Consider the following 17,250-nt stretch of genomic DNA (forward strand, 5'->3'; position numbering starts at 1 on the left):
GATATAGCTCTTAAATTGACGAAGCTTGCGCTTCATTCAAAAATTGTAAAACTTATTTTTGCCTCATCGTTCAGTTTTCAAAGTTCGTCTGCCGCTCTTAGCGACTCATTTATAATAGCACCTGAAATTATATCCGTCAACTATAAAAATAAAGTTTTTTAAAAAAGAATAAATAAAGACGATTCCATTCTTTTATAATGAATGAAATCGCTAGTCTCTTCTTATAGAAACGATACAATGTGTATTTCATTTAAACGAGATAAATCATATTCTGTCTCTCCTGTTGCTTCAACGACAACGGGTTGATCGACACGATTTGTATAGGCGTGTATCGTTCCACGAATTCCGTTACTCAATAACACCGACCGACCCATTTCATAAAATCCGAGTAACGTCGCAAGAAGCGATAGTGCCTCCCCGTCGTAAGCTTTATTCTGCCACATATAGAAATATGCTTCTTCCGGAGAGAGCGGCTTCCGGAATGTCCGGGGTGCGGTTAACTGACAGAAGCGATCGGCGACAATAAATAGAGGAGATGCCGGATTCAATTCACGTTCCGTCAAACGCTTCGGAAATCCGGATCCATCCAATCGTTCGTGATGCTCAGCAATCAATTGATAGACACGACCTCGTAATATTTGACTACTCGGAAGCATCGATGCCGAGACAAGTGGATGTTGGTACAATAATTCTCGTTCCATTTTTGTGAAATAACGCATATGCGACCATTTCCGAATTTTAGCGTAACTTGCATCTGCAAAATAGGACGCAATGCCATAATCAAATTGGAGTTGATGCTCGTCACCACGATATTTGGATAAAACTCGTGCGACGAGTGCTCGATAAATCGCATGATAAATGACATGATTTTTTCGTAACGGTTGATGTGTAAAGAAATGGACGACCGCTGAAAGCGGGACGTCTTGACGAAAGAGATGATGGATGAATTCTAAACCTTCATACGGATTAGGCGCGATTCTCTCTTCCCACTGATTGTAATGCTTCTCATATTGAAGCACCTGACTACAAAGAATCTGCTCTTCTTTTGAAGTAAACGTCATTCGTTCGATAGGTGAGACATCAATTTCTTCGACTTTTAAGAAACGGAGCAAACGCAAATGTTCGTTGGTTAAGTGGATTCCGGCTTCTAAGGAAGAAACGGGTGACAATAACGTCATCCCAACATGTACAGTGGATAAGTTCAAACGCACGCGAATCCCTCCTAATATATAAAAAGGTCGAACGGAAACACCGTTCGACCTCTCGTCTTACTCATTCACATCAGACGATTCGTCGGTTTCAGGTGCTTCATCCTCAAACCCATTCTCCAAATCGACTGCTGATTCCTCTTCTAACTCATCTTTTTTCAATTTTGCGATAGTCGCTAAGCGATCGCCCTCTTCGATGTTCATCACTTTCACACCGCGAGTACTTCGACCCATTTGAGAGATTGTTTGCGAATCGATCCGAATCGCAACACCGAGCTCGGTCATCAACATGATGTCATCATCTTCATCAACGACACGCATCCCGACGACTGTTCCACGGTCTGTCTTGATTCCGATGATACCGGAACCGCCACGACCTTGTGTGCGGAACTGCTCCATGGCCGTACGCTTTCCGTATCCTTTTTCCGTGATGATCAAGACGTCTTGTGTCGTGCGAACGATTTCCATCGAGACGACCAAATCGTCGTCTTTCTTCAGTCGAATCGCGCGAACGCCTCGTGCCGTACGTCCCATCGAGCGAACTTCTCCTTCGAGAGGGAATCGGATTGACATCCCTTGACGGGTGACGATCAACATTTCATCGTCGCTCTTCGCTAAACGAACCGTGACAAGTTCATCCGTCTCATTCAAGCTGATGGCACGTAGACCGTTTTTGTTGATTCGAGCATATGCCGAAAGTGGCGAACGCTTAATCAATCCTTCTTTCGTAATGAAGACGAGAGACAATTGTTCGTCTGCCACTTCTTCTGACTCATCCTGTGCTTCTTCCGCCACCGTCTGGTTTGCGAGGTAACTGTTGAAATCGACCGGAATCATCGTTTCGACTTTTTCACCTTTGTCGATTTGAAGCAAGTTGATGATTGGCATTCCTTTCGCAGTACGACTCATCTCAGGAATTTCGTACCCTTTAAGACGGAAAACGCGTCCAAAGTTCGTGAAGAACAAGATGGTATCGTGTGTCGATGCTGAGAGCAAGCGAAGAACAAAGTCTTCATCGTTCGTGCCCATACCTTGTTTTCCACGTCCACCACGGCGCTGAGTCCGGTATGAATCCGAAGGGATTGACTTGATATATCCTTCGCTCGTGAGCGTGATCATCATGTCGCGAACCGGAATCAAATCTTCATCCTCGAGTTCAACAATATCCGTGCGAATCACCGTACGACGAGCATCACCGTATCGCTCTTTGATTTCGATTAACTCGTTACGAATGATGTCGAGGAGCAATTCCTCATCACCAAGAATCGCACGAAGCTCTTCAATCAACGCTTTTACTTCACGATATTCGCCTTCAATCTTCTCACGTTCCAACCCAGTCAAGCGTTGGAGACGCATATCTAAGATCGCTTGCGTTTGTTCTGTCGAAAGTCCAAAGCGAGCAATTAATTTTTCACGCGCCTCATCACCTGTACGCGTGCTACGGATGATGGCAATGACTTCGTCCAAATGATCAAGTGCCACACGAAGACCTTCTAAAATATGGGCACGCGCTTCCGCTTTATCCAAATCGAATTGCGTACGACGACGCACGACCTCTTTTTGGTGTTCGATGTAGTAATAGATGGCTTGTTTGATGTTCAACGTTTTTGGACGACCGCCTACAAGCGCGAGCATGTTGACCCCGAATGTCGTTTGCATCGGCGTCTGCTTATACAAGTTGTTCAAGATGACACTTGCGTTTGCGTCACGGCGAACCTCGATGACGATTCGCATCCCGTTACGGTCTGATTCATCGCGCAAGTCTGTGATGCCCTCGATTTTTTTATCGCGGACCAAGTCGGCAATCTTCTCAACGAGACGCGCTTTGTTGACTTGGTAAGGAATCTCATGCACGAGAATCCGTTCACGGCCATTTTTCAATACTTCGATTTCAGCTTTCGCACGCATCGTAATCGATCCGCGTCCAGTCTCGTATGCACGACGAATCCCACTTCGTCCTAAAATCTCTCCCGCTGTCGGGAAGTCAGGGCCTGGGATGTGTTGCATCAATTCCGCAATCGTGATGTCCGGGTTATGGGAAAGTGCCAAAACCCCATCGATGACTTCATTCAAGTTATGCGGAGGGACGTTCGTCGCCATCCCGACGGCAATCCCACTCGTTCCGTTTACAAGGAAGTTCGGGAAGCGAGCTGGGAGTACGACCGGTTCTTTTTCTTCACCATCGAAGTTTGGTTGATAATCGATTGTGTTTTTTCCGATGTCACGTACGAGTTCCATCGCAATTTTAGACATTCGTGCCTCGGTATAACGCATCGCAGCGGCCGAGTCGCCATCGACTGAACCGAAGTTCCCATGACCATCGACTAATTCATAGCGATAACTGAAATCCTGAGCCATACGGACCATCGTCTCATAAACAGCCGAATCACCGTGTGGGTGGTACTTACCGATTACGTCCCCGACAACACGCGCCGATTTCTTATGGGGCTTGTCCGCACGAATCCCAAGTTCGTTCATCGCATATAAAATACGACGGTGAACCGGCTTCAATCCATCTCGTACGTCCGGAAGGGCACGTGATACGATGACGCTCATCGCATAGTCCATGAACGACGTTCGCATCTCCTGGCTAATATTTATATCCTTGATATTTTCTTGTTCTGCCATTCGTTATTGCCTACCCTTCTTATTAAATATCGAGGTTCTTCACGTAATGGGCGTGAGATTGAATAAAGTCACGGCGTGGTTCGACGTTGTCACCCATGAGCGTTTCGAAAATCTCGTCCGCTTCAATCGCATCTTGCAGGTCGACACGAAGCATCGAACGCGTTTCCGGGTTCATTGTCGTATTCCATAACTGTTCAGGATCCATCTCTCCGAGACCCTTGTAACGTTGAACGCTATAACGTGCATTTTCAGGAAGTTGTGCAAGTGTCGCTTGTAACTCCCGGTCATTTTGAACGTAGATTGTTTCTTTCCCGTGCTTCACACCATAGAGCGGTGGTTGCGCGATGTACACATATCCACTTTCGACAAGTGGACGCATGTAACGATAGAAGAACGTCAACAATAGCGTACGAATGTGTGCACCATCGACGTCGGCATCGGTCATGATGATGAGTTTATGGTAACGCGCTTTTGATAAGTCAAACTCGTCGGCAATTCCTGTACCGAGAGCTGTGATAATGGTCCGGACTTCTTGGTTGGCCAAAATCTTATCGAGGCGTGCCTTCTCGACGTTGATGATCTTTCCTCGAATCGGCAAGATGGCTTGGAAGTGACGGTCACGTCCAGATTTTGCTGAACCACCCGCCGAGTCACCCTCAACGATATACAGTTCTGATTTCGACGCGTCTTTTGAAGAACAGTCGGCCAATTTCCCTGGCAATGAACTGACTTCGAGAATTCCTTTACGACGTGTCATCTCACGTGCACGTTTCGCAGCGAGACGCGCGCGTGCAGCCATCAATCCTTTGTCGACAATGAGACGACCGACCGATGGGTTCTCAAGCAAGAACTGTTCGAACGTATCGCTAAATAGTGTGTCCGTTGCTGTCCGTGCATCTGCATTCCCAAGCTTTGTCTTCGTCTGCCCTTCAAACTGAGGAGAAGGGTGTTTGACCGAAACAATTGCAGTCAATCCTTCACGGACATCATCCCCTGAGAGGCTGCCATCGGCTTCCTTCATCAATCCGAATCGCTTCGCATAATCATTAATGGCACGTGTGAGCGCTGTCTTAAATCCAGTCTCGTGCGTCCCACCTTCATGCGTCGGAATGTTGTTCGTGAACGAATAGATGTTACTCGCGAAACCTTCGTTGTATTGAAGGGCAATCTCAACTTCGATTCCGTCTTTCGTCCCGTGCACATACACCGGTTCCTCATGAATCGACGCTTTAGAACGGTTCAAGTGCTCGACATAAGACTTGATTCCACCCTCGTAATGATAGTTACGTTCAATCGTCTCATCACTACGATCATCTTTGGCAACGATTCGTAATCCTTTGTTCAAGAAGGCAAGTTCACGCAAACGTGTCGCTAACAAATCAAAGTCATATTCAAGTGTCTCTTGGAAGATGTCGCCGTCTGGGAAGAAACGGACTGTCGTTCCTGTCGTATCAGTCGTTCCGACGATTTCAAGCTCACCTTGTGGAACACCACGTTTGAACGATTGATAATATACGTTCCCATCACGACGGACAAACACTTCAAGTTTTGTCGATAAGGCGTTAACTACTGATGCCCCGACACCGTGAAGTCCACCTGATACTTTGTATCCACCGCCGCCGAACTTACCACCTGCGTGCAACACCGTGAAAATAACTTCAACGGCAGGTCGGCCCGTTTTCTTTTGAACATCGACTGGAATCCCACGTCCGTTGTCTTCGACAACAATTGAGTTCCCTGGCTCGACTGTCACTGTGATCGTGTCACAATAACCGGCAAGCGCCTCATCGATTGAGTTATCGACAATCTCCCATACCAAATGGTGGAGACCGCGAGAGCTTGTGGAACCGATATACATCCCTGGACGTTTACGGACAGCCTCTAAGCCTTCAAGGACTTGAATCTGATCGGCGCCGTACGCTTGCAATTCTTTTTCATTTTCATTACTCATCGGTTATTTTCACCTACTATACATGATTTGGTGTTCCTTCTTGCCGCGATTACACGGATTCCGTTTCAACTTCGCCTTGTTTCACGTGAAACACTTTAGCTTGCTGAATGGTCTCATGTGCAATCCCGTCAATGTTCGTTGTTGTCAAAATCGTTTGTACTTTCCGTCCCATCGTATCGAGGAGATGGGTTTGGCGATGATCGTCAAGCTCAGATAACACATCGTCTAATAACAACAGAGGATATTCGCCTACTTCTTCATGAATCAACTCAATTTCAGCTAGCTTCAATGACAAGGCCGCCGTTCGTTGCTGACCTTGTGAACCGAACGTTTGGACGTTTCGATCGTTGACATACAATTCAAAATCGTCACGATGTGGACCAAACAAGGTCACACCTCTTCGTCGTTCGTTCTCTCTTATTTTATCAAACTTTTGACGATACGTTTCAAACATCTGTTCTTTTGAGAAACGTTCTTTATTAAACGTGTCGGAAACGTATTGAATCGTCAGTGTTTCGAGTTCTCGCGTGATTCCAGAATGAATCGGATTGGCCCATTTTTCGAGTTGATCGATGAAATGATAACGTCGCATCACAATCTTCACGGCAAGTTCAATCAATTGATCCGTCAAGACTTCGAGTAACGTCTCGTCGCCACCTTTTGTGGATAACTGCTTCAGCAAGGCGTTCCGTTGTTTCAACGTCTTCAAATATTGATTGAGCTCGTGTAAGTACACAGGACTGACCTGACCGATCTCCATATCTAAAAATCGCCGTCTCCCTTGCGGACTGCCTTTCACGATGGCTAAGTCTTCAGGGGCGAACAAGACAACGTTAAACGCGCCGACATAGTCACTGAGACGACGTTGTTCCAAATGATTGAGCTTTGCTTTCTTTCCTTTAGGAGAAAAAGAGAGACTCTGCACCGATTCACCCGTCCGTTTATGAATCCGTCCTTCGATACTCGCAGCATCCGCTTCCCAACCGATTAACTCACGGTCTTGTGTCGTCCGATGCGATTTTGCGAGCGCAAGTACATAAATCGATTCGAGAAGATTCGTTTTTCCTTGGGCATTCTCACCAATCAGAACATTCGTCTGTTCTGAAAAATCTAGCTCGAGGGTTTCGTAGTTGCGATAATTTTGCAATCGGATCGACTTTAAATGCACGTCAGTTTCCCTCGATTTGATATTCCCCGAAGCCTTCGACTTCGATTGTATCTCCATCTCTTAATTTACGACCACGGCGCTGGTCCTGCTCACCGTTCACTTTAATCATGACATCCTCTAAAAAGAACTTTGCTTGTCCCCCGCTTGAGATGATATCTGCTAATTTTAAAAATTGTCCGAGCGTCACATACTCGGTTGTAATCGACACTTTTTCCATGTCGTCACTTCCTTTCTCACATGCTGATCTGAAAAAATCGCCATACATATTAGTTTATCGAAAATCGTCGAATAAGGCAAAAAGAGGGATGACAAGGCAAGACACCTCATCATCCCTATCCGCAGCTTACGATGTGCGGACTGGCAAAATCAGTTGAAGAACACTATCTTGTTCAACCGGTCGTAAAATGAACGGTCGCATCGAACCTGTGAATTGGATTTCGATTTCAGATGCATCGAGTGCGCGGAGCGCGTCCATCACAAATTTGGAGTTGAAGGAAATTTTCAATTCTTCCCCTTCAAGTGATAGGATGCTGACACGTTCCGATACTTTACCGACTTCAGGCGAGTGTGAAGATACTTCAACTGCCGTTGTATCTTCCGCCACGAATTTAATGACGTTGTTGCGATCGGCACGTGCTAAGAGTGACGCACGGTCAATGGCCTGCAAGAACTCTTTCGCATTCATCCGAACCGCAGTGCGATATTCTTCCGGAATGAGACGTGACGTGTCTGGATAGGCACCGTCTAACAAACGAGAGAAGAATGAGATGTTCTTCATACGGAATAAAATTTGTTGGTCCGTTAAGACGATTTCAATCGGCAACTCTTCACGGTCGAGTAATTTAGCGAGTTCGTTGAGTGAACGGCCAGGAACGACGACATTTTGGAACGTCAAATCGTTATCCGTTTCAAAACGAGCACGACGAAGCGCTAAACGGTGGCTATCGGTTGCGACACATGTGAGGAAACCTTTCTCTGCTGAGAAATTGACCCCTGTCAATACAGGACGCGTCTCTTGTGAAGAGACTGCGAAGCTCGTTTGACGAATGATGGTCTTCAACAGATCCGCCGGTAAATAGAAGCGACGGTCACTCGCAAGTTCAGGTAAGCGCGGATACTCGTCTGGATCAAGACCGTTCAAATGGAATTCTGCTTGACCAGACTCAATCCGAGTCATGAAGTTCGGTGAGACTTCAAGTGTGACTTCGTTCGTCGGTAACTTCTTCACGATTTCTCCTAAGAAGCGGGCGTTTAAGACGACGCTTCCGGCACGTTGAATTTGAATGAGTTCCATTCCACCCTCTTCGATTGGAATCAAACGTTCAATCGAAATCTCAGTGTCACTTCCTGTCAATGTTAATCCGTCCGCATGTGCCTCAAGTTTCAAGCCTGTCAAAATTGGAATGGTCGTTCGTGAAGCCACAGCTTTTGATACGTCTTGTACGGCTTGCATGAATACATCTCGTTGAATCGTTAAATGCATGTGGATAATTCCTCCTAAGGTGAAATGAGTCCATTTCTTAATAATAATAATAGTATTAATTAAGTCATAATAGTAATAAGGGCTGTGGATACTGGGGATAAGTCCCCTTAAGCCTACTTATTAAGCCATTTTGCCTGTGAATAACTTGTGGATAACTAAGGTGGTTTATCCACAGGATATCCACAGAGAATTCTTCGTTAGCTAGAAAGTGCCTTTTTCAACGTCTGAATCGTCTCCTGCATTTCCACATCGTTCTTTAAAAGAGTGCTGATCTTTTCATGTGCATGAATGACAGTCGTATGATCCCGTCCTCCGAACTCTTCCCCGATTTTTGGCAAGGAGCTCTCCGTCATCTCCCGAGATAGATACATCGCGATTTGACGTGGGAATGCCAACGTCTTCGTTCGCTTTTTCGAGTTCAATTCTTCTACTTGAATGTTAAAGTGTTGGCCGACTACTTCCTGAATGTCGCGAATCACAATTTTCTTCGCTTCCTGGACCGGCATGATATTATGAAGCGCTTCGGCTGCCACGTCTGGGTCGATTGGTCGTCCGACGAGCTTTGCGTAAGCAACGACTCGTGTCAGCGCCCCTTCTAGCTCCCGAATGTTCGTATCGATTTGATTTGCGATATAAAGCATGACTTCATTCGAGATATCAAGTCCTTCTGCCGTCGCTTTTTTACGGAGAATCGCAATCCGTGTCTCGAGGTCAGGTGGCGTGATATCTGTGATGAGTCCCCATTCGAAGCGTGAACGAAGTCGATCTTCTAACGTCGGGATTTCTTTTGGTGGTCGATCACTTGAAATCACGATTTGTTTTTGATCGTTGTGTAACGCATTGAATGTATGGAAGAACTCTTCTTGCGTCTGTTCTTTTCCTGCTAAAAACTGAATATCATCAATCAATAACACATCGATGTTCCGATAACGGTTTCGGAACTCACCTGTCTTATTATCCCGAATCGAGTTGATAAATTCATTCGTGAACTTCTCAGAAGAGACATAAGCAATCCGAGCCCCTGGTTTTTGACCTTTTACATAGTGGCCGATGGCGTGCATCAAGTGTGTTTTGCCGAGTCCGACACCTCCGTAAATGAACAGCGGGTTATATGCACGAGCCGGTGCTTCAGCGACAGCAAGTGATGCTGCGTGGGCAAATCGGTTCCCCGATCCGATGACAAACGTCTCGAAAATATATTTGTCATTCAGTTGACCAAGATCCCCTTCCTCTTTTGAAGGTAATATCACAGGTTGTTCTTTTGTTTCCGTCACGGCGATGGACTCGTGTGATGATCCATCTGCTGGAGCATACTTGTGTGCTTGAGATTCTTCGATGAAATGAATTTCAAGCTTGTTGTTTGTGATCTCTTCAACCGTATCTTGTAACAGAGAGAGATACTGTCGCTCTAACCACGTAACGATAAAACTGGCTGGTGCCGACACAACGAGCGTCGTTCCCATCAACGATATCCCCTCGGTTGATTTCAACCACATGTCAAAACTGGCTTTTGGAGTTCGTTCTTCTTCCTCGATTACCGATAAGACATTTCTCCAAATCTCGCGAGCATTCTTCAATGAAAGACCTCCTTTACTCACATGTTAGGTAAAACTTATTCACACGATATACACATACACTATTCTATAGTAGAAACTAGGGTTATCCCCAGAGAACAAAAACTGTGGATAAAGTTATCCACATGGTGTTCATTATGGGGATAACACTTATCCACAGCCTGTGTATATCTTGGAATCACGAATTGTTCATCCACAAGTTTGTGCACATTCAGTTTAGCAAAATAAAATAGACGTGGCAATGCTTTTCAGTATTTATCCACAGATAAAGAAAAGTATCCACACCCACTTATCCACATGCTGTGTGTTTTGTGGATAACCTGTGGATATGTTGTGGATAAAGCAACCGTTGTAGAATATGAGGTGAAAAAGTTATACACAAAAGAGGGAGAAGTGAAATAAAAGATTGTTTTTGTAAAAGAAGAAAATGAAAAAATAAAGAATGCGAATATGAAAAAAGAGGAGTTATTCACATATAAATGTGGATAACTTCGAGAATTTGTGGATAAAATGGCTCAACGTGGCTATTTATAAAGACCGTTTATAAAATACGTAAAGGTTGTGTATGAATTCTTCCCCCTACTCGTCTTTGAATACGATCGAATCCATGTGGATGAATGCTTTCTAAGTGCCTCATTGCGTGAATTCGAAAACCATCCGAAAATACATTGACAATTGTTGAATCAATTTATATAATCTTAAAGACTGCCTTAAATGAAACTATAACTTGCTAATAGAGCGTTAATCTTGAGGAGGTGCTGTAACCATGAAACCAACTTTCAACCCTAACAACCGTAAGCGTAAGAAAGTTCACGGATTCCGTGCACGCATGGCGACTAAAAACGGTCGCAACATTCTTGCTGCTCGTCGTCGTAAAGGCCGTAAAGCCTTGACTGTATAATTTTAAATGAAGATTGCCCGGGGATCCTTTCCTCGGGCAATTTTTTCGTTTGTCACAGAAACGTAGCATTTCATCGATTCTCGCTCGTTCAAATGATGCGGATATGATATGATGTTAGTTGACGATTTTTGAAGCGAAGGATGGAGTGAGAATTTTGAAAAAAGAATACCGCCTGCAAAAGAATGAAGAGTTCCAAGCGGTGTTTCGCGAAGGACGCTCCGTGGCCAATCGTCAGTTTGTCGTCTACACGCTCAAAGCGGATCAAGCACATTTCAGAGTGGGTCTTTCTGTCAGCAAAAAGCTTGGAAATGCTGTGGAACGGAACCGCATGAAACGATTGATGCGTGAGTCGCTTCGCTTGCTCGAACCGAATGTTGCGCCGAATGATTATGTGATTATTGCTCGGAAGCCTGCGACCGCATTGACGCAGTCGGAAGTGACCGAGAGCTTGAAACACGTATTCAAACGAGCCAAGGTCTGGAAAAAGCAAGGCCGGTGACCATGACAATCTGAATTTGTTCTCTCATATAAACAGAGTCTTATAAGATTGCCCGATAGACGTGTGCGTTAAAAAGAATTGATAAAGAAAGCGTAGGAGGAACTATGAGCAAAAAGCTAAAATTAGGATTACTCGCTGCCATGACCGCGGTCATTATGTTAATGGCAGGCTGTGTGGATCCGTCTACCATTCAGTCCGAACCAATCACGGCTGACACAGAAGGTTTCTGGGCGAAGTACTTTGTATGGCCGCTCGCGTGGCTCTTGAAGGAAGTTGCTTACTTAGTGGGTGGTCCATGGCAATACGGGATCTCAATCATCATCGCGACAATCATTGTTCGTTTGTTGATTCTTCCGCTCATGATCAAGCAGACGAAGAGTATGGGTGCGATGCAGGTCTTGCAACCAGAAATGCTGAAGCTTCGTGAGAAGTACAGCTCAAAAGACCAAGAAACACAACGTAAACTCCAGGAAGAGATGATGAAACTTTATCAAGAGTACCAAATCAACCCGCTCGCTGGTTGCTTGCCAATCTTGATTCAGATGCCGATTCTCTTCGCATTCTATGATGCGATTCGTCGTACACCTGAGATTTTCGAAGCGAACTTCTTATGGTTCGACCTCGGTGCTCCGGATCCAACATTTGTCTTACCGATCTTAGCGGCAATTTTGACATTCGCACAACAAAAAATCTCGATGGCGGGTCAAGAACAGAACCCACAATTGAAGATGATGCTCTATATCTTCCCAGTCATGATTTTCATCATGTCGATCAACCTTCCAGCTGCCCTCTCATTGTACTGGGTAGTCGGTTATATCATCTCGATCATCGTTACGATGGCAATCATGCTCCCGATGCGTGAGAAGATGAAAGTTGCGGCTGAAGCGAAAATCGCTGCGAAAGAAGCAGAACGTGCAGCGCTTGCCGAAGAAGAGAAGAAAAACAAAAAGAAAAAACGTAAATAATCATGAAGCTGGGTGTCTCCTGACACTCAGCTTTTTTTGTGGGATTGTCTCCTGACGAGAAGGGAATAAAGATAGAAACAAGTATACGGAGGTGTGGAAAAATGGAGGCATTCATTCATCGCCTGGAGCGTTCGACGTTATGGCAAGCGGTCATTTACTTTGTACTCGGTGTTCTTATTCTGCTATACCCTCGATTTTTCTTTGATGTCATGGTGTATGTCATTGCCGGTTATTTGGCCATCATGGGGATTTGGATGATTATTCAAGGGATGCGACAGCGTCAGGGAGGATTGCCACCCGGGTTCTTTATGGGGGTCATTTATTTGATCTTAGCGGCAGTCGTTTTCTTCTTCGCTGAAACGTTGGCAAGTCTCTTACCCATCTTAATCGGGGCCCTGTTCTTATTCGGTGGGATCATCCGCCTGATTCAGGCGCTCGGGTACCGTCAATCGATGGCGGGACGATGGCTTTGGTTTTTGATTGGAAGTCTATTGTGGATCGGGGTCGGCATTCTCATGTTGACGAATCCATTCAGTAGCCTGCTCGTCTTATTCCAACTGTTCGGTGGAATCCTCATCGCGATTGCAGTACTTGAGCTGTTCCTCTACTTCGCGATTCGCTCGACGAAACGGCAAGCCCGATATTAACACAAGCCGTCCTGTCATAAAGGACGGCTTGTTTCTCGTTGAATCAACTGCTCCATGAACGGTCCGAATACGTTGTACCCGGGTAGTGACGCGAAAAAAGATTGTTCTTCCTTGAGTCGCTCCATATAGATATGGGCGGCTTTTTCATGCGAGGCGGGTGTCAATTGATCGTAAAAATCATATAAGTCGATGGCTTGTCGCTGCGCCACATCCTTTAAACCGAGGGATGCCCGGTCCGGTGTATGGTGAGCGGCTAACACATACGCAAAATGGAACATTCCTTGTCGGAGCATTTCGATCGCCCAAATCGAATTGTCTCGATTCCGTGATTTTGTATATTGGAAAAAGAACCAAACGGCATCGAATGCATGATCACTGGTTGTCGCTTCGTCTAATTGTAGGGAAGTGGCATGACGAGCCAGCCGCTGTTCCGGATCGTAAAGCACATGAATCGAGTCTTGATGATTCAACGTATTTTCCGTAACCGTGAACAGGTCGAGGTGAAGGAAATCATCAAAGACGGCGATGAGTTGTGGCGCGACGATATAAATCTCGTCTTTTAACAGAATCGGACGATAGGCGGTTAAATATTCGAGGCGTCTGGATAGAAAGGAGTCCTCTTCATCGGGGTGCACCATGACATAGAGGTCGATATCTGAATGTTCATCGGCTTCTCCCCGACCGAATGAGCCCTTCATAAAAATCGCTTGAACCGCTTCATCGTGCTTTAATCGCTCGGTGATGATTTGGATTGCGTCTTGCTGCTTCATATAGATTGCCCTCTCTCCTATGTAAATATATTCCTTTATTGTACGAAAACGATGAGTCGAATGGCAATGACTTGATCGATGGGCCAACTCTTTCGTTCAAGTCGAATATCGTGTATAGTAGGTTCGTTATGCATATGATAGAAGAAGATGTTTAGGTTTGGAGGGAGAAAGATGCTAGAGTTTGACACGATTACAGCGATTTCGACACCGATGGGAGAAGGTGCCATCGGGATCGTTCGGTTATCAGGCGATTTGGCGGTCGAAACAGTGAGCAATGTGTTTACTGGAAAAGACTTAACTAAAGTCGATTCACATACCATTCATTATGGAACATTAACACGTCCGGATACGGGCGAGGTAGTAGACGAGGTCATGGTCAGTATTATGCGAGCGCCAAAGACGTTCACACGAGAAGACGTCGTCGAAATCAATTGTCACGGGGGCGTCGTAGCGGTCAATCGTGTCCTTGAGCTCATTCTCGACCAACCCGACATCCGTCTTGCAGAACCGGGCGAGTTTACAAAACGCGCCTTTTTGAACGGACGTATCGATTTATCGCAAGCGGAAGCGGTCATGGATCTCATTCGGGCGAAGACGGATCGAGCGATGAACGTCGCGATGTCCCAAATGGAAGGACGCTTGTCACGACTTGTTCGCGAGTTACGTCAACAATTGCTCGAGACGATTGCGGCAGTCGAGGTCAATATCGACTATCCGGAGTATGACGCGGAAGAGATGACCCAGGCCATTGTCGAAGAGAAGGCGGGCGAAGTCAAACGTGTCCTCGAGCAGTTACTCGAAACGGCGAGACAAGGGAAAATCTTACGCGAGGGTTTGGCCACGGCGATTATCGGGCGACCGAACGTTGGGAAATCCTCATTAATGAATACGCTCGTTCAAGAGACGAAAGCGATTGTCACGGAAATTGCCGGGACGACACGTGACACGATTGAAGAATACGTCAACGTGAAAGGTGTCCCGCTCAAACTGATCGATACGGCAGGGATTCGAGAAACGGAAGATATCGTGGAACGAATCGGTGTGGAAAAGTCGAGAAAGGCTTTAGGAGCGGCAGATTTGGTCCTTCTCGTCTTAAACGGACATGAAGGATTAACAATCGAGGATGAGGCATTGTTCGAAGCGGTCAAAGATATGAACGCGATCATCATCATCAATAAGACGGACTTGCCACAAAACATGGATTCTTCTAAGCTAGAGAAACTAGCGGCAGGACGTCCGATTGTGGCGACATCGCTCTTATTAGATGAGGGGATTGATGCCCTTGAGGCGGCGATCTCAAATCTCTTCTTCGCAAAAGGTGTCGAGTCGCAGGATATGACATATATCTCAAATGCTCGACACATTCAGTTAATCAAACGAACGATTGGTCAAATTGATGAGGCGCTCGATAGTGCCGTCATGAATATGCCGATTGATATGGTCCAAATCGATTTACGTCGAGCGTGGGATACGCTTGGTGAAATCAATGGAGATACCGTACAAGAGAGCTTGATTGATCAGCTCTTTTCACAGTTTTGTCTTGGGAAATAATAAGGAGGAACCAATAATGGCTTATACAGCAGGCGAGTTTGACGTAATCGTCATTGGCGCTGGGCATGCAGGAATTGAAGCGGCACTCGCATCGGCGCGAATGGGCGCGAAAACAGCGATGCTCACAATGAACCCGGACATGGTCGGATTCATGTACTGTAACCCGTCAATCGGGGGACCGGCGAAAGGAATCGTCGTACGTGAAATCGATGCACTCGGTGGCGAGATGGGTCGTGCGATTGACGCGACATACATCCAAATGAAGATGCTCAACACATCGAAAGGTCCGGCGGTACGTGCATTACGTGCACAAGCGGACAAATTCCAATACCAAAATCACATGAAGAAAGTGCTAGAGGACGAACCGAATCTACTGCTTCGTCAGGCGCTAGTCGAACGTTTGTTGATTGAGGACGGAGAAGTACGTGGCGTGGTAACGAACACAGGTTCAGAATATCGCGCGAAAGCGGTCATCGTCACGACGGGAACGTTCATGCGCGGTCAAATCATCATTGGTGAATTGGCATATGAAAGTGGCCCAAACAACCAAATGCCATCAGTCGAGCTTTCAAAACATTTAGAAGAACTTGGTCTCGACTTAGTTCGATTCAAAACAGGAACACCGCCACGAATCGATGGGAAGACGATCGATTACTCGAAGACGGAGATTCAACCAGGAGACGAGAATCCATCATTCTTCTCGTACACGTCGACGGACTTGAATCCGATTGAACAAATCCCATGCTGGCTCACGTACACGAGTGAGCGCACGCACCAATTGATTGATGAGAACTTACACCGTTCACCGATGTACTCGGGTGCGATTAAAGGAACGGGACCACGTTATTGCCCATCGATTGAAGATAAGGTCGTTCGCTTTAATGATAAACCGCGTCACCAAATCTTCTTAGAGCCAGAAGGTCGCGACACAGAAGAAGTATACGTTCAAGGATTCTCGACGAGTATGCCAGAAGATGTTCAACATCAGATGCTTCGCACGATTCCAGGTCTTGAAAACTCAGAGATGATGCGTCCAGGTTATGCGATCGAGTATGACGCGGTCGTACCGACGCAACTTTGGCCGACGCTTGAAACAAAGGCGGTTCCAGGCCTCTTCACGGCAGGTCAAATCAATGGGACGAGCGGCTATGAAGAAGCTGCGGGCCAAGGGATCATGGCGGGAATCAACGCTGCATGCAAAGTGCTCGGAAAAGATCCGGTCATCTTAGATCGATCACAAGCCTACATTGGCGTCTTGATCGATGACCTCGTTACAAAAGGGACGAACGAACCGTATCGTCTTCTCACGTCGCGTGCCGAATACCGTCTCTTGTTGCGTCATGATAACGCAGATTTGCGACTCAGCGATATCGGATATGAGATTGGCTTGCTCTCAGAAGATCGTCACGCTCACCTCAACGAGAAGCGTGTAGCGATTGAAACAGAAGTGAAACGCCTCGCCTCATTGGTTGTAAAACCGACACCTGAAGTCAATGCGATGCTCGAATCGGTCGGTGCACATCCCCTCAAAGAAGCGACACATGCCAACATCTTGTTGAAACGTCCGGAAGTATCCTATGAAGCGCTCATGACAGTCGTTCCGTCAACGGAAGAATTGTCGTTTGAAGTGAAAGAACAAGTCGAGATTCAAGTGAAGTATGAAGGCTATATTTCAAAACAACTTGAACAAGTCGAGAAGATGCGTCGCATGGAAGAAAAACGAATCCCAGAGAACTTGGATTACGATGCGATCGGTGGTCTCGCGACAGAAGCGAAACAAAAACTAAAACAAGTTCGTCCACTTTCGATCGGACAGGCGTCCCGTATTTCGGGCGTAAACCCAGCAGACGTGTCAATTTTGCTCGTCTATATCGAACAAGGACAATATGCGACGGTGGAGTGAAA

Annotated in this window: 14 protein-coding genes; 6 read left to right on the forward strand and 8 right to left on the reverse strand. The window is 46.1% G+C overall.

Features of this window, described 5'->3' with window-relative positions:
• Positions 1 to 221: 221 nt before the first annotated feature.
• The 7 genes from KNO66_RS10385 to dnaA form a co-directional block, all read right to left on the reverse strand.
• A complete protein-coding gene (locus KNO66_RS10385) occupies positions 222 to 1,211 on the reverse strand; it encodes an HD-GYP domain-containing protein (protein WP_214742421.1) in 990 nt (329 codons plus the stop codon).
• A gap of 57 nt (positions 1,212 to 1,268) precedes the next feature.
• On the reverse strand, positions 1,269 to 3,836 hold the full coding sequence (gene gyrA / locus KNO66_RS10390; RefSeq protein ID WP_078145951.1) for a DNA gyrase subunit A: 2,568 nt from the start codon (positions 3,834 to 3,836) through the stop codon (positions 1,269 to 1,271).
• A gap of 22 nt (positions 3,837 to 3,858) precedes the next feature.
• Positions 3,859 to 5,787 carry a DNA topoisomerase (ATP-hydrolyzing) subunit B gene (gene gyrB, locus KNO66_RS10395; protein WP_214742422.1) on the reverse strand — a complete coding sequence of 643 codons (1,929 nt, stop codon included), beginning with the start codon at positions 5,785 to 5,787 and terminating at the stop codon, positions 3,859 to 3,861.
• 49 nt (positions 5,788 to 5,836) lie between these two features.
• Entirely contained in the window at positions 5,837 to 6,955 is a 1,119-nt protein-coding gene (recF, locus tag KNO66_RS10400) for a DNA replication/repair protein RecF (protein ID WP_214742423.1), read from the reverse strand.
• 1 nt (position 6,956) lies between these two features.
• Positions 6,957 to 7,172 carry a S4 domain-containing protein YaaA gene (yaaA, locus tag KNO66_RS10405; RefSeq protein WP_015880213.1) on the reverse strand — a complete coding sequence of 72 codons (216 nt, stop codon included), beginning with the start codon at positions 7,170 to 7,172 and terminating at the stop codon, positions 6,957 to 6,959.
• A 126-nt stretch (positions 7,173 to 7,298) separates the two neighbouring features.
• Positions 7,299 to 8,438, reverse strand: a complete 1,140-nt coding sequence (gene dnaN / locus KNO66_RS10410; RefSeq protein ID WP_031424075.1) for a DNA polymerase III subunit beta — start codon at positions 8,436 to 8,438, stop codon at positions 7,299 to 7,301.
• A gap of 197 nt (positions 8,439 to 8,635) precedes the next feature.
• A complete protein-coding gene (gene dnaA / locus KNO66_RS10415; protein WP_214742424.1) occupies positions 8,636 to 10,015 on the reverse strand; it encodes a chromosomal replication initiator protein DnaA in 1,380 nt (459 codons plus the stop codon).
• Positions 10,016 to 10,778: 763 nt separating this feature from the next.
• Between dnaA and rpmH the strand changes: the two genes are divergently transcribed.
• From rpmH to KNO66_RS10435, 4 genes are all read left to right on the forward strand, one after another.
• The gene (gene rpmH / locus KNO66_RS10420; protein ID WP_015880216.1) at positions 10,779 to 10,913 is read left to right on the forward strand and encodes a 50S ribosomal protein L34; all 135 of its coding nucleotides are present in this window, start codon (positions 10,779 to 10,781) and stop codon (positions 10,911 to 10,913) included.
• 154 nt (positions 10,914 to 11,067) lie between these two features.
• Positions 11,068 to 11,412, forward strand: a complete 345-nt coding sequence (gene rnpA, locus KNO66_RS10425) for a ribonuclease P protein component (RefSeq protein ID WP_214742693.1) — start codon at positions 11,068 to 11,070, stop codon at positions 11,410 to 11,412.
• 104 nt (positions 11,413 to 11,516) lie between these two features.
• Positions 11,517 to 12,377: a membrane protein insertase YidC gene (gene yidC / locus KNO66_RS10430; protein ID WP_214742425.1), complete on the forward strand. Its 861-nt coding sequence runs from the start codon at positions 11,517 to 11,519 to the stop codon at positions 12,375 to 12,377.
• 101 nt (positions 12,378 to 12,478) lie between these two features.
• Entirely contained in the window at positions 12,479 to 13,024 is a 546-nt protein-coding gene (locus tag KNO66_RS10435; protein ID WP_214742426.1) for an HdeD family acid-resistance protein, read from the forward strand.
• Between the two features lie 14 nt (positions 13,025 to 13,038).
• Here the strand turns inward: KNO66_RS10435 and KNO66_RS10440 are convergent, their stop codons facing one another.
• Positions 13,039 to 13,794 (reverse strand): nucleotidyltransferase domain-containing protein, encoded by a 756-nt coding sequence (locus KNO66_RS10440; protein WP_214742427.1) that lies wholly within the window; start codon positions 13,792 to 13,794, stop codon positions 13,039 to 13,041.
• A 171-nt stretch (positions 13,795 to 13,965) separates the two neighbouring features.
• Here KNO66_RS10440 and mnmE point away from each other — a divergent pair, with 171 nt between their 5' ends.
• Both mnmE and mnmG read left to right on the forward strand, forming a co-directional pair.
• Positions 13,966 to 15,345, forward strand: a complete 1,380-nt coding sequence (gene mnmE, locus KNO66_RS10445) for a tRNA uridine-5-carboxymethylaminomethyl(34) synthesis GTPase MnmE (RefSeq protein WP_214742428.1) — start codon at positions 13,966 to 13,968, stop codon at positions 15,343 to 15,345.
• Between the two features lie 16 nt (positions 15,346 to 15,361).
• Positions 15,362 to 17,248 (forward strand): tRNA uridine-5-carboxymethylaminomethyl(34) synthesis enzyme MnmG, encoded by a 1,887-nt coding sequence (gene mnmG, locus KNO66_RS10450; RefSeq protein WP_214742429.1) that lies wholly within the window; start codon positions 15,362 to 15,364, stop codon positions 17,246 to 17,248.
• The last annotated feature ends 2 nt before the right edge of the window (positions 17,249 to 17,250 follow it).

The sequence above is a fragment of the Exiguobacterium sp. s48 genome (genome assembly GCF_018617395.1).
Lineage (GTDB): Bacteria > Bacillota > Bacilli > Exiguobacteriales > Exiguobacteriaceae > Exiguobacterium.